10 protein-coding genes and 1 riboswitch are annotated in these 13,209 nt (G+C 68.3%); of the genes, 3 read left to right on the forward strand and 7 right to left on the reverse strand.

What is annotated here, in order from left to right; genetic code table 11:
* Positions 1-19: 19 nt before the first annotated feature.
* A complete protein-coding gene (locus tag LK09_RS05380) occupies positions 20-628 on the forward strand; it encodes a PH domain-containing protein (protein ID WP_039396925.1) in 609 nt (202 codons plus the stop codon).
* A gap of 68 nt (positions 629-696) precedes the next feature.
* Here the strand turns inward: LK09_RS05380 and LK09_RS05385 are convergent, their stop codons facing one another.
* The 3 genes from LK09_RS05385 to LK09_RS05395 form a co-directional block, all read right to left on the reverse strand.
* Positions 697-1,848 (reverse strand): ABC transporter permease, encoded by a 1,152-nt coding sequence (locus LK09_RS05385; protein WP_407939143.1) that lies wholly within the window; start codon positions 1,846-1,848, stop codon positions 697-699.
* Positions 1,845-3,377: an ABC transporter permease gene (locus tag LK09_RS05390; protein ID WP_039396932.1), complete on the reverse strand. Its 1,533-nt coding sequence runs from the start codon at positions 3,375-3,377 to the stop codon at positions 1,845-1,847. The genes LK09_RS05385 and LK09_RS05390 overlap by 4 nt, the downstream gene beginning before the upstream one ends.
* A 211-nt stretch (positions 3,378-3,588) precedes the next feature.
* On the reverse strand, positions 3,589-5,394 hold the full coding sequence (locus tag LK09_RS05395) for an ABC transporter family substrate-binding protein (RefSeq protein ID WP_039396935.1): 1,806 nt from the start codon (positions 5,392-5,394) through the stop codon (positions 3,589-3,591).
* A 285-nt stretch (positions 5,395-5,679) separates the two neighbouring features.
* On the opposite strand from LK09_RS05395, the gene LK09_RS05400 reads away from it, so the two are divergent.
* Positions 5,680-6,462 carry a CPBP family intramembrane glutamic endopeptidase gene (locus LK09_RS05400; RefSeq protein WP_039396938.1) on the forward strand — a complete coding sequence of 261 codons (783 nt, stop codon included), beginning with the start codon at positions 5,680-5,682 and terminating at the stop codon, positions 6,460-6,462.
* A 24-nt stretch (positions 6,463-6,486) separates the two neighbouring features.
* Here LK09_RS05400 and gcvP read toward each other — a convergent pair whose 3' ends face one another.
* From gcvP to LK09_RS05420, 4 genes are all read right to left on the reverse strand, one after another.
* Positions 6,487-9,309: an aminomethyl-transferring glycine dehydrogenase gene (gene gcvP, locus LK09_RS05405; RefSeq protein WP_231562993.1), complete on the reverse strand. Its 2,823-nt coding sequence runs from the start codon at positions 9,307-9,309 to the stop codon at positions 6,487-6,489.
* 53 nt (positions 9,310-9,362) lie between these two features.
* On the reverse strand, positions 9,363-9,746 hold the full coding sequence (gene gcvH / locus LK09_RS05410) for a glycine cleavage system protein GcvH (protein ID WP_039396943.1): 384 nt from the start codon (positions 9,744-9,746) through the stop codon (positions 9,363-9,365).
* Positions 9,743-10,840 (reverse strand): glycine cleavage system aminomethyltransferase GcvT, encoded by a 1,098-nt coding sequence (gene gcvT / locus LK09_RS05415; protein ID WP_039396945.1) that lies wholly within the window; start codon positions 10,838-10,840, stop codon positions 9,743-9,745. Before gcvT ends, gcvH begins: the two co-directional genes overlap by 4 nt.
* A 222-nt stretch (positions 10,841-11,062) precedes the next feature.
* Positions 11,063-11,155, reverse strand: a riboswitch (glycine riboswitch).
* 54 nt (positions 11,156-11,209) lie between these two features.
* Positions 11,210-12,388 carry a MarP family serine protease gene (locus LK09_RS05420; RefSeq protein WP_039396948.1) on the reverse strand — a complete coding sequence of 393 codons (1,179 nt, stop codon included), beginning with the start codon at positions 12,386-12,388 and terminating at the stop codon, positions 11,210-11,212.
* Between the two features lie 99 nt (positions 12,389-12,487).
* Here LK09_RS05420 and LK09_RS05425 point away from each other — a divergent pair, with 99 nt between their 5' ends.
* Entirely contained in the window at positions 12,488-13,207 is a 720-nt protein-coding gene (locus LK09_RS05425; protein ID WP_039396950.1) for an NUDIX hydrolase, read from the forward strand.
* Positions 13,208-13,209: the final 2 nt, after the last annotated feature.

The raw sequence follows: 13,209 nt of genomic DNA on the forward strand, positions 1-13,209 counted from the left end.
CGTGTGTCACCATGAACACGTGACTCAACCCGTCGTCCTGCGGCCGCGATTCGGCCTGATTCTGTGCATTCTCGTCTGGACGATCGTCGCGATCTGCATCGTCTCGCTGATCGTCCTCGGCGATGCCGGAACAGCGCTGCGCTACACGCCCGCGTTCCTGCTCGCCGCATTCCTGTGCTGGATGCTGTTCTGGATGCCGGCCGTCGCCGTCGAGGCCAGCGGAGTGACCCTGGTGAACATCGCCCGTTCGGTGCGCATCAGCTGGCCCGCGATCGTCTCGGTCGACACGAAGTACTCGCTCACCATCCGCACCCGCGATGCGAAGTACACCGCCTGGGCAGCTCCGGCGCCGAGCCGCATGTCGACCATGCGCGCGACGCGGACCGATCTGTCGCACCTGCCCGAATCCAGCTACGCCGGGGGCACGGTCGGCCTCGGGGACATCCCGAACTCCGACTCGGGCCTGGCCGCCCTGAACATCCGCCGCTACTGGGAGCAGCTGCAGCGCGACGGCCACCTCGACAGCCGTGCGGTCGAGGGCACCGGGGTGAAGGTCACGTGGCATGTGTGGCAGCTGGCCGTGGTCGGCGTGCTCGCTGTCGCGACGCTGGCCGGCATCCTGATCTGACGCCCGCGCCACCGGCCGGGCGACGCGGGTGCGTCGCGCGGCCGGGGTGCGCAGCATCGGCATGGTCATCACGCAGCGGGCTCGGGCTGCGGAGTCGACGGCTTCTCCCGCGCGGCGGTCTGCGCCGCCTTCGCCTTGCGGTTGAGGACGCGCCGCTGACGCGGGTCGAACGCATCGCGCAGGCCGTCGCCGATGAAGTTGATCGTCAGCGCGATGAGGATGATGAAGACACCCGTGTACCAGAACAGCCACGGCCGGGTCTCGAACGCGTTCTGATAGAGGTTCATCAGGCTTCCGAGCGAGACGTCCGGCGGCTGCACGCCGAGACCGAGATAGCTCAGTGCGGCCTCGAGCAGGATCGCGGCGGACATCGTCAGCGTCGCCGAGACGATGATGACACCGGCCGCGTTCGGCAGGATGTGCTTGAACATGATGCGGCGGTTGGAGGCGCCGGCGACCCGGGCGGCCTCGACGAACTCCCGCTCGCGCAGGGCGAGCACCTCGCCGCGCACCAGGCGGGCCAGCGACGTCCACAGCAGCAGGCCCAGGATGAGGGCCAGCACGAACGATCCGGACCCGGCGGCGTAGCGACCGACGATCGCGGCCAGCAGGATCAGCGGAACGATGATGACCATGTCGGTCATGCGCATGAGCAGACCGTCGATGCGGCCGCCGAAGTAGCCCGCGCACGCGCCGACCACGGCGCCGATGGTGGTCGACACGAGGCCGATGACCACGATGATCATGATCGACTGCTGCGTGCCGCGCATCACTTCGGCGAACACGTCGCGGCCGACCTCGTCCTGGCCGAACGGGTGCTCGCCGAGGCTGAAGGGCCACAGCGTCAGCGTCGGCTGGGTGTTGTTGACGATCGGGTTGATCTGCGTGTAGCTGTACTTCCACCAGCCGGGGATGTTCAGGCCGAGCGCGTGGATTCCGACGGCGCTGTAGGAGAGCACGACGATCAGCAGCAGGATGACCAGCGAGATCATCGCGCCCTTGTGACGGATGAAGCGGCGGAAGATGATCTTCCCCTGGCTGAGGCCCTCCACCTCCTTCATCTCGATCGCGTTCTCGCTGCGCTCGACGGCGCCGGTGATCTCGGCCGAGACGTCGAGACCGCGGTCGGTCGATTCGCCACCCGGGAACGTGGAATCGCTCCGCATCCGGGGGATGTTGTCGTTCAGACCCGTCGGGTCCTGAGGGTTGTTGTCTGTCATGAGGACACCCGGATTCGTGGGTCGAGAGCGGAGTACACGACGTCGGCGATCGCGTTGAAGAGGATCGCGGCGATGCCCGTGACCAGGAAGACGCCCATGATGGTGTTCACGTCGGTATGCGTGATCGCCTCGTTGAACAGATTTCCCATGCCCTGGATGCTGAACACGTTCTCGGTCACGATCGCGCCACCGATGAGAGCGCCGAAGTCGAGCGTGATGATCGTCACGATCGGGATCAGCGCGTTGCGGAACGCATGGCGCATGACGACGGTGCGCTCGGTGAGGCCCTTGGACCGCGCCGTGCGGATGTAGTCCTGGTTCATCACATCGAGCATGCTCGCCCGCGAGTACCGGCTGTAGCCGGCCAGCGACGCGAGCATCAGGGCCAGCGTCGGCAGCAGGATGTGGGCGAACTGGTCGACGCCGGAGACCCAGAAGTCACCGGACAGGCCCGGCGTGGATGCACCGATGGTGGCGATGGGCCGGCCGTTGATGGAGCTCGCGTTCGAGTAGATGTTCCACACCTGCATGTAGCGGTCGAGCATGATCGTGAGCCCCATGAGGGAGGCCGTGATCGCGGCGGTGCGCGCGGAGACCCACTTGTCGGCCCCGCCGAACAGCAGGCCGACGACGATGCCCACCGCGATGGCGACGAGCGCGAGGACCAGCATGATCCACAGGTTCATGTAGGCGAACACATACTGCAGCGGGTAGTACAGCGCGGCGCCGATCACCACGACGGTGAGGGCCGAGTAGAGCGCCTTGCGGTTCTCGAGGCCCGCCGACAGCGTCGTCACCAGGAACGCGAAGCCCACGCCCATGACCGTGATGACCACGATGCCCAGGCTCGGGTCGTCGAACCACTTCGTGACCGACAGGAAGGTCAGGACGGCGCCGGTGGCGACGGCGGCGACGCCGAAGACGATGAGGCGCCGCTTCCAGTTCCCGCCGATGATGCCGAGCCATATCACCCCGGACACCAACGACAGCACGATGATCGTCGATGTCGCTATCACGGGATCGGCGAGGAAGTTGTTGAAACCGATGGCCACGTACTGCTTGAGCATGACCGCGAGCCAGAAGATCGGCAGCGAGAAGAACAGGAACGACAGCAGCGTCGCTCCGTAGTCGTACGCCGTGTACTGGCGCAGCGCCGTCGTGATGCCGATGATCACGCCGAAGATGATGGCGACGATCGTCGCCGTCAGCACCAGGTGCAGCGTCGATGCTGCAGCAGCGCCGAGCTGCGCGGTCACGGGCTGACCGGAGTTCGACAGTCCGAGGGTGAAGTTTCCGGTGAAGGCGGCGAGGATGCCGCCGAGCCACAGGAAGTAACGGAGGAACGGCGGGATGTCGAGGTGCAGATACGCCACGCGCTGGGCGATCAGCTGATCTTTGTTCTTCGCGTTGCTCTCCATCAGATCCTGCAGGGGGTTGCCGGAGTAGCAGGTCAGGATGTACACGATGTACGAAGCGATCAGCAGCACCAAGAGCGACGCAAGGAACCTCCGGGTGAGGAATGCGACCATGTTGGGCCTTTCTGGGTGAGACGGCAGAGCGGGTCACGATCGTGTCGTACCGCGGATACCGCCCATAAACGTACCCCGATCGAGGGGGTTTGAGATATCGGCACACGCTATGAATCGTGCGCCGGACACGTGGGTGGGGCGCTGAGGCAGATGTGCTGCCTCAGCGCCCCACTCAGAGTGCGCCATGACCTCTCGGGTCAGGCTCGGTGGCTTACTTGCTGGACGAGGACGAAGCCTTGTGCTGCGAGGTCCACTCCCAGAAGTTCCAGAACACCTGGACGCCGATCGGGTTGTCGCTGACGTTGTCGACCTTGGTCGACCACGCGGTCAGGTCGGGGAACTGGAAGATCGTCGTGGTCGCGGCATCCGCCACCACCTGGGTGTCGATCTTGGTCAGCAGCCCGTTGTTGTCCGCCTCGGTTCCCGTGCTGTACTGCAGCTGGTTCCAGTAGCCGTCGACCGCCTTGTTCGAGTAGCCCTGGTAGTTCGAGGAACCACCGGTCTGGAACGCGGCCTGGTTGCCGGTGTAGGCCAGCGACGTGTACTGCCATGCGAACAGCGACGCGTCGTACGCCTTCGACGTGGCCAGGGCCGGGAAGTAGGTCGCCGCCGGCTGGCCGACGTCCTTGACCGTGAAGCCCGCCTGCTGGGCCGACTGCTGGATCAGCTGGAACTCGCTGACACGACGCGGGTTGTCGGTCGGGTAGGCGAAGCGGATGGTCGGGTTGGTGACCCCGGCCTTCTGCAGCAGGGCCTTGGCGCCGGCGATGTCCACGTTGTCGTACGCGCTCATGCCGTTGACCTTGACCGCAGCGTCGTACGCCGGGGTGCCCGGGAGGAACATCGTCGAGTTGTCGAGCTTCGCGTTCGGGTTCAGCGGCTTGATGAGCTTGTCGACGATCTCCTGACGCGGGATCGTCTTCAGGAACGCCTGGCGCACCTCGAGGGCCTTCTGGGCGTTGCCGCCGTAGGTGGCCGGGTCGAAGGGACCGCCGTTGTTCATGTGCAGGTCGACGTGCTCGTACGAGGCCGCCTCGGTCTGCGTGTACTTGACGCCCTGGCTCTTCTTGATGGAGCCGAGCGTGTCGGTGGTCGGCTGACCGTAGACGATGTCGACCTCACCGTTCTGGAGCGCCTGGATCTGCGCGGTCGGGTCGGTGATGAAGCGGACGGTGATGCTGTCGACCTTGGGCTCCGGGCCGGCCTTGTAGCCGGGGACCTTCGTCAGGGTGATGTACTGGTTCTTGACGAACGCGGACACCTGGTAGGGGCCGGAGGTCACGAGCAGCTTCTTGTCGCTGGGCATGCTGTCCACGACCCACTTGGTCTGCCAGGCGTTGGCCATCGCCGTGATCTCGGCGGTGTTGTCGTCCTGGAAGGCCTTGATGACCGCGGCGTCGGCGTCGGCGTTCGACAGCTTCTTGTCGGGGTACGCCTCCTGGTACACGATGTGCGCCGGCAGGTTCGGCGAGAGCAGGTTCTGCTTCCAGTCGACGTAGGGCTTGTCGAAGGTCACGGTGACCGTCTTGCCGCCGTTGGAGATCTCCGGAACCTTGGTGATGCCGTCGAGACCGCTGCCCGCGTTGACGGAGCCGAAGTTCGCGCCGGACTTGGGGTTGTTGTACTTCGTGATGCTCGAGGCCCACTGCATCAGGATGTCGGCGGCGTTGATCGGGTCGCCGTCGCTCCACTTGGCGTCGCTGTTGATCGTGTACTGGATCTTCAGCGGGTTCGACGAAATCTGCTTGTACGTGCCGAGCTTGGTGTTGTCGACCTGCTTGGGCGTGTTGTCGTAGTAGTTGAAGCCGAGTGCCTGGAACATGTACGCGACGTTCGAGTTGTACGTGCTGTACTGGTTGGCCACCAGCGGGTTCAGCGACGTGACAGCAGAGTTCGACGCGACAGACAGCGATGTCTTCTCGTTGATCGTGCTGCCCTTGGGTGCTGAGCAACCTGCGAGGACGACGCCGGTCGCAGCAACGGCTGCAACCGCGACGACGGTTCGCTTGAGTTTCACTTTTCCTCCTGTGGGGTGTGCGCAGACGAACGCCAGCCTCGGGATCGTCCGCACGAGATACATACAAACTAAGCGCGGTTCAGGCACCCTGCAACACAGAACACATAGCCGTTACCGGATGGTGACCTCTTTAGGCCAACTGACACCGAGTTCCAGGCAGATTGCGACGCCGTCTCATGTCACTCCCAGTTTCGCGGCCTCGCGATCACCGCACCGACGGGGGAATCCGCGCGCGGGTGGCAGGATTCAAGGGTGACCGCCTCCGCGCCGCCCCGAAGCTCCCGGGTGCCGTTCCCCCACGAGGACGTCCTCGCCCCGTCGCAACGTGCGGCGATCCGGTGGGAGATCGCCATCGTGCTCGGGCTGTCGCTCGGGCAGGCGGCGGTCTACTCGATCCTCACCCTCGTGCAGCGTCTCGCCGCGCCGACGCCTCTCGGCAAGCAGAGCACCGCGCTGAATCAGTCCCAGTCCCCGGTGCCGTGGCTCGACGTCACGTATCAGCTCCTGGACATCGTCTTCTCGCTCATGGCGGTGGCGCTGGCGATCTACCTGCTGTGGCGTCCCGGGCGCAGCGGCTTTCGCCGCATCGGCCTGGACCTCACCCGTCCAGGGCGCGATCTCGCCGGCGGCGCAGTGCTGTTCCTCGGCATCGGCATCCCCGGCATCGCCCTCTACGCGGTCGGTCGCCTCGCGGGCATCACGGTCTCCGTCCAGGCATCCCCGCTCGACACGGCCTGGTGGACGGTTCCGGTCCTGATCCTGTCCGCGGTCCGGTCCGGGCTGCAGGAGGAGGTCATCATGGTCGGATACCTCTTCACCCGGCTGAAGCAGCTGGGCTGGGGATCATGGACCATGATCGTCGCCTCGGCACTCGTCCGCGGAAGCTACCACCTCTACCAGGGCATCGGCCCGTTCTTCGGCAACTTCGCGATGGGCGTCGTCTTCGGCTGGGCCTATCGGCGCTGGGGCCGGACGGCGCCGCTCGTGGTCGCCCACACGCTGCTGGACACCGCCTCGTTCGTGGGGTATCCGCTGGCCGTCGCGCTCTGGCCGGGCGTGTTCAAGTAGCCCGGCCGGAGCGCGACACGCGGATTACTCGAACGCCTCCGGAGGCGGGCACGCGCACACGAGGTGACGATCCCCGTATGCCTGGTCGATGCGCCGCACGGGCGGCCAGTACTTGGTGCGCACGAGCGTCGGAACCGGGTAGACGGCGACCTCGCGCGAGTACGCCTGGGTCCACTCCCCCGCGATGACCGCCTGCGCCGTGTGCGGCGCGTTCACGAGCGGGTTGTCGTCGGCGGGCCACGCACCGGCCGCCACCTGCAGGGCCTCCGCCTTGATCGCGATCATCGCGTCGACGAACCGATCGAGCTCGGCGAGGTCCTCCGACTCGGTCGGCTCGACCATCAGCGTCCCGGCCACGGGGAACGACATCGTCGGCGCATGGAAACCGTAGTCGATCAGGCGCTTGGCGACGTCGTCCACCGTCACGCCGGTCTCGTCCTTCAGGGGCCGCAGGTCGAGGATGCACTCATGCGCCACCAGGCCGTCGGTGCCCGTGTAGAGGACCGGATAGTGGTCGCGGAGCCGGAACGCGATGTAGTTCGCGGCCAGCACGGCGGCCGCCGTGGCATCCCGCAGGCCTGCCGCGCCCATCATTCGGACGTAGGCCCACGAGATCGGCAGGATGCCCGCCGACCCGTACGGTGCGGCGGAGATCGGGCCACCCTCGAACACGAAACCGCCCGCGTGATCGGCGCGCTGCGCCATCCCGTGCGAGGGCAGGAACGGGGCGAGGTGGGCCTTGGCGGCCACCGGGCCGACGCCGGGTCCGCCGCCGCCGTGCGGGATGGCGAACGTCTTGTGCAGGTTCAGGTGCGAGACGTCGCCGCCCAGATCGCCGAAGCGGGCGTAGCCGAGCAGCGCGTTCAGGTTGGCACCGTCGACATACACCTGGCCGCCGGCGTCGTGCACCGCCTGAGTGATCTCGACCACGTCCTGTTCGTACACGCCGTGCGTGGACGGGTACGTGATCATGAGGGCCGCGAGGGCATCGGCGTGCTCGGCGATCTTGGCGCGCAGGTCGTCGAGATCGACGTTGCCCGCGTCGTCGCACGCGACGACCACCACGCGCATCCCCGCGAGAACCGCGGATGCGGCGTTCGTGCCGTGCGCCGACGACGGGATGAGGCAGACACGTCGCGCATCGTCGCCGTTGGCGTCGTGGTACCCGCGGATCGCGAGGAGACCGGCGAGCTCGCCCTGCGAGCCCGCGTTGGGCTGCAATGACACCGCGTCGTAGCCGGTGACCTCGGCCAGCCACGACTCGAGCTGCTCGATCATGGTGAGGTAGCCGTGCACATCGTGCTCGGGCGCGAACGGGTGGACCTTCGCGAACTCGGGCCACGACACCGCCGCCATCTCGGTCGCGGCGTTCAGCTTCATCGTGCACGAGCCCAGCGGGATCATGCCGCGGTCGAGCGCGTAGTCACGGTCGGCGAGCTGCTTGAGGTAGCGCATCATCGCCGTCTCGGACCGGTGGGAAGTGAACACCGGATGCTCGAGGTACGCGTCGGCGCGGCGCAGCTTCGCAGGCACCCCGGCGATCGGCGTCGCCTCGGCGAACGGAAGGTCGCGCACGTCGTGCTCGTCGGCTTCCGGGAGGCCGAACGCCCATGCCACGGCTGCGAGGTCGTCCGCGGTCGTCGTCTCGTCGACCGACACGCCGACGGTGGCCTCGTCCGCCAGGAAGAGCTGATATCCCTTCGACCGGGCTCGGTCCACCACGCGCTGCGCGGGCCCGGCCGTCACGACGCGGATCGTGTCGAAGAACGACTCCTCGGTGACCGTGAGGTCGTAGGACCGCAGCCGCTCGGCGAGGGCCTGCGCCTTCTGCGCCGTCTCGCTCGCGATCCGGCGCAGCCCGTCGGGCCCGTGGTAGACCGCATACATGGCCGCCATCACGGCCAGCAGCACCTGCGCGGTGCAGATGTTCGACGTCGCCTTCTCCCGGCGGATGTGCTGCTCGCGGGTCTGGAGCGCGAGGCGGTAGGCGGGGTGGCCGGCGGCATCCTGCGACACTCCGACGAGGCGCCCGGGCAGCTGACGCTCGAGCCCGGCGCGCACGGCCATGTAGCCGGCGTGCGGGCCGCCGAAGCCGAGCGGCACGCCGAAGCGCTGCGTGGTGCCCACGGCGACGTCTGCGCCGAGGGAGCCCGGCGACCGCAGCAGGGTCAGCGCCAGCAGGTCGGCGGCCATCACGACGAGGCCGTTGTGCGCATGCACGGCGGTCACGACCTCGGAGGGGTCCCAGACCCGACCGGACGCGCCCGGGTACTGGACGAACGCGCCGAAGACGTCGAGGTCGGCGTCGAGCGACAGCGTGAACGCCGTCTCCCGCAGCTCGATCCCGACCGCCGCGGCGCGCTGCGCGAGCAGCTCCTTGGTCTGGGGCAGGGCGTCCGCGTCGACGAGGAACACGTTCGAGCGCGACTTCGCCGCGCGGCGCGCCAGGAGCATCCCCTCCACGACCGCCGTCGACTCGTCGAGCATCGACGCGTTCGCGGTGGCGAGACCGGTGAGGTCGGTCACCATCGTCTGGAAGTTGATCAGCGCCTCCAGGCGCCCCTGCGAGATCTCCGGCTGATACGGCGTGTACGCCGTGTACCACGACGGATTCTCGAGCACGTTGCGCGAGATCACCGACGGGGTGAACGTGTCGTAGTAACCGAGACCGATCATCGGGCGCGCCACCCGGTTGGCGGATGCCAGCTCGCGCAGCTCGGCCAGTGCCTCGGCCTCGGTGGCCGCGGCCGGAATGGTGCTCGTCGCGCGCGGGACGGCGTGGATGGATGCCGGCACGGCTCGCTCCACGAGGGCGTCGACGCTCTCGTAGCCGAGCGCATCGAGCATCGCCCGCTGGGCGGCGGCGTCCGTGCCGATGTGACGGTCGGTGAAGGCCGCGGTCACGCTTCGCCGCCGGTGAGCGCCTCGTAGGCCGCCCGGTCGAGGAGACCGTCGGTGGCCCCCGCGGCGACCTGGATGCGCAGCAGCCACCCGCCCTCGAAGGGTTCGGCGTTCACGAGCGAGGGGTCGTCGACGACGGCGTCGTTGATCTCGACGACGGTGCCGGTGACCGGGGCGTAGAGCTCGCCGACCGACTTGGTCGACTCGATCTCGCCGCAGACCTCGGCGGCCGTGACCTCGGTCCCGACGGCGGGGAGGTCGACGTAGACGACGTCACCGAGCTTGTCGGCGGCGAAGTCGGTGATCCCGATGGTCACGACATCGGCGCCGGTGGCGACCCACTCGTGCTCGGCGGTGTAGGACAGGGCGGTGAGGTCGGTCATTTGCTTCTCCGGTAGAAGGGCAGGGCGGTGACGGTCGCAGGGATCTGCGTCCCGCGGACGTCGATGAACAGGGGGCGGTCGCCGGCGGCGAATTCAGGTGACACGAAGGCCATCGCGATCGGGTGGCCGAGGGTCGGGCTGAGCGCGCCGCTGGTGATCTCGCCGATGCGGCGGCCCTCGGCATCCGTGACGGCGTAACCCGCGCGCCCGGCGCGGCGGCCCTCGGCGACGAGGCCGACGAGTACCGGGGCGTCGGCGGCCGGGTCTGTCTCGCCCTTGCCGACGAAGGAGTCCTTGGCATCGACGACGACGCGGCCGAGCCCGGCCTGAGCGGGCTTCATGTCGCGGGAGAGCTCATGGCCGTAGAGCGGCATCCCGGCTTCCAGACGCAGGGTGTCGCGGGCCGCGAGCCCGGCGGGAACGAGCCCGAAGGGTTCGCCGGCGACTAGCAGGGCGTCCCAGAGGTCATCGGCGCGGCCGGTGGGGATCAGGAGCTCGAAGCCGTCTTCGCCGGTGTATCCGGTGCGCGCCACCAGCACCTCCGCGGCGGCGAACGAGCCGGAGACCCAGGCGTAGTACTTGAGGTCGTCGAGCTCCGGGATGTCGAGTCCCGGCGTCGCCCGCACGATCTCCTCGGCCCGGGGTCCCTGCACCGCGATGAGCGCATAGTCGTCGCTGACATCCACGACGCTCGCGCCGTCCGTCACGCGCGCGGCCAGGGCCGCGGCGACGTCGGCGCGGTTGCCGGCGTTCGAGATCACCAGGAACCGCTCGTCGGCGAGCCGGTAGACGATGACGTCGTCGATGATGCCGCCGTCGTCGGCGAGCACGAGCGAGTACTTCGCCTTGCCGACGGCGAGCGCGGACAGCCGCCCGGCGAGGGCGTAGTCGAGAAAGTCGGCGGCGCCGGCTCCCGCGACCTCGAACTCGGCCATGTGTGAGATGTCGAACAGCCCGGCGGCCTGACGCACGGCGTGGTGCTCGGCGAGGTCGGACGTGTAGCGGACGGGCATCATCCAGCCGCCGAAATCGGTGAAGGATGCCCCGAGCGCCTCGTGGCGGTCTCGCAGGGGCGTGAAGCGGGGTTCTGACATGGCGGCTCCGGACGGTTTCGGGCACAGGCGACGATCTCACCTGCACTCCCCCTCTGTCATGGGCCTGAGAGCTTCACCGGGCGGACCCGGCTTTCACCGTCGGCGGATTCCGTGCGGATGGTCGGAGACCCGCGGAGGCGGGTTACCAGGGTTTCGGCTCGGCCCGGGGCCTCGCTCAAACCTGGTTTCTTCGCTCCGCTCGAAATCACTTTTCAGAGCGGCCGGACGGGTGCGGTACACGGACCTGAGAGATTGGCGGGGAGGCTTGCTCCTTCGGTGTCCGGATCGGCGTCCGGACTCTCCCGCACACGTCATGCGGCCTGTCTTCAATTGCGGGGCCCAGTCTATCGGCCGGACGGGCCGCACGCATCACCCGGTCGTGCAGTGGCCGGTCGAGACGGGAGCGGTCGACGAGGCCGCCTTCGAGATGACCGGCGTGAGCATCGTGCTCGTCATGGCGTAGCCGCGATCGGCGTTCTTCTCGTCGCGTGCGAAGGTGATGCCGGCGACGGTTCCCGAGCCGGTGAGCAGCGGGCCGCCGGAGTCGCCCGGCCGTACGACGGCCTGCAGGGCGTAGATGTCGCGCAGCACCTCGCGCGATGAGTAGATGTTCGGGACGCGCACCGACCCGACGGACTCCACGGCGGCATCCACCGTGGTGAACGGGCCGCCGTACGGGTAGCCGGCGACGACGGCCGCCGACCCGGCGCCGAGCGTCGAGGAGACGCGCAGCGGCGTGGCGCCCATGCCCGGAACGCGGATCACCGCAATGTCGTTCTCCGGGTCGAAGTACACGACCTTTCCGTCGAGTGCACCGCGTCCGGGGAGCTCGACCACGGGCGCGTCCACCCCGGCGACCACGTGGGCGTTGGTGACGATCTCGTCGGAGCGGACGGCGAATCCGGTGCCGGTGAGACTCTCGCCGCACGCGTACGCGGTGCCGCTGATGCGCGCGATCGAGGTGGAGGCCCGCTGGATGTCGGGATCGGACAGATTGACCGGGCGCTGCGGCGCCACCGGCTGCGGCTGCAGCAGGGTGCCCAGCGACGGGATCCCGCCGGCGACGACCGCGCCGCGCAGTTGCGCGATCCCGGCCTGCACGGGACTCGGAATGAGGTCGTCGATGGTCTGCAGCACACGGGACGACGCGACCGCCGAGGAGACGGTCGGGATGCCGGTGGTGGCGATCGTCGTGCCCACCAGCGACACGGCGAGGGCGGCGATCACGAGACTCACCGCGCCCCCGAGGATGCGGTCGACGACCCGCAGCGGCGCCGCACGATCGACGCCGCGTCGCAGCGTCATGCCGACGGCGGAGCCGAGCGAGGTGCCGATGATCAGCAGCCCGATCGCAGAGCCCGCGATGACCACGGCGCGCCACACGGGTTCGGCGACCAGCGCGCCGAGCAGTGGTGAGAGCCAGTAGGCGGCGATTCCGCCGATCACGAGGCCCACCAGCGCGCCGATGCTGGCCACGAGCCCCCGGGTCGCCCCGCCGAGGACGGCCAGCACGAGGATCGCGATGAGCAGGAGGTCGACGATCAGCACCCTGGAAGCGTACGAATCATGTCTGTGAGCGTGATGGGCGGTTGACGTTCGGGTACTGATGACTCTAAGCTCGGATCGTTCCCGAACCTTAGAGTCAGAATGACACGAACCGAATCAGGCATCCGCGTGGCCGTCTCCACGGTCATCCTCACGCTGCGGCGGCACCCGACGCCCGACGGCAGACTGACCGTCGTGCTGCCGCTCGTGCGCCGCACGCGGGAGCCCCACGAGTTCCTCTGGGCGCTTCCCGGCGGATGGCTCGGCGAGGACGAGGGGCTGGATGCTGCGGCATCCCGCACCCTCGCGGAGACCACCGGGCTCTCGCCCAGCTACCTGGAGCAGCTGTACGCCTTCGGCGACGTCGACCGGTCCCCCACCCGCGTCGTCTCGATCGTCTACTGGGCCCTGCTGCGATCGGACGAGGTGGACGCGCAGCTGGCGGCCGCGGTGGATCCGCCCGAGAACGTGCTCTGGTTCGACGCGTCCGCTCTGCCGACGCTCGCCTTCGACCACAACCAGATCATCACCTACGCGCTCTGGCGCCTGCGCAACAAGGTCGGCTACAGCCGGGTCGCGCACGGCCTGCTGCCGGAGCTGTTCACCCTCGCCGATCTGCGCGAGGTGAACGAGGCGATCCTCGGCCGGCGCCTCGACCCCGCCAACTTCCGCCGCCAGGTCGAGGCGTCCGGAACCGTCATCCCGACGGACGGCCACCGCACCGGCAGCCACCGTCCCGCCCGCCTGTACCGCTACAACGGCGACGTCGAGCTGGCCGACCCCGGCCCCCTTCGCGCCGCACCGACCATCCCCGCCAACTGAGA

The organism is Microbacterium mangrovi, from assembly GCF_000802305.1.
GTDB classification, from domain to species: Bacteria; Actinomycetota; Actinomycetes; order Actinomycetales; family Microbacteriaceae; genus Microbacterium; species Microbacterium mangrovi.

Bases quoted from the DNA above. Each gene is read 5' to 3' on its own strand.
- gcvT (WP_039396945.1), bottom strand. From the start codon at position 10,840: ATGTCAGAACCCCGCTTCACGCCCCTGCGAGACCGCCACGAGGCGCTC.
- LK09_RS05425 (WP_039396950.1), top strand. From the start codon at position 12,488: ATGACACGAACCGAATCAGGCATCCGCGTGGCCGTCTCCACGGTCATC.
- gcvP (WP_231562993.1), bottom strand. From the start codon at position 9,309: ATGCTCGATGCGCTCGGCTACGAGAGCGTCGACGCCCTCGTGGAGCGA.
- LK09_RS05390 (WP_039396932.1), bottom strand. From the start codon at position 3,377: ATGGTCGCATTCCTCACCCGGAGGTTCCTTGCGTCGCTCTTGGTGCTG.
- gcvH (WP_039396943.1), bottom strand. From the start codon at position 9,746: ATGACCGACCTCACCGCCCTGTCCTACACCGCCGAGCACGAGTGGGTC.
- LK09_RS05385 (WP_407939143.1), bottom strand. From the start codon at position 1,848: ATGACAGACAACAACCCTCAGGACCCGACGGGTCTGAACGACAACATC.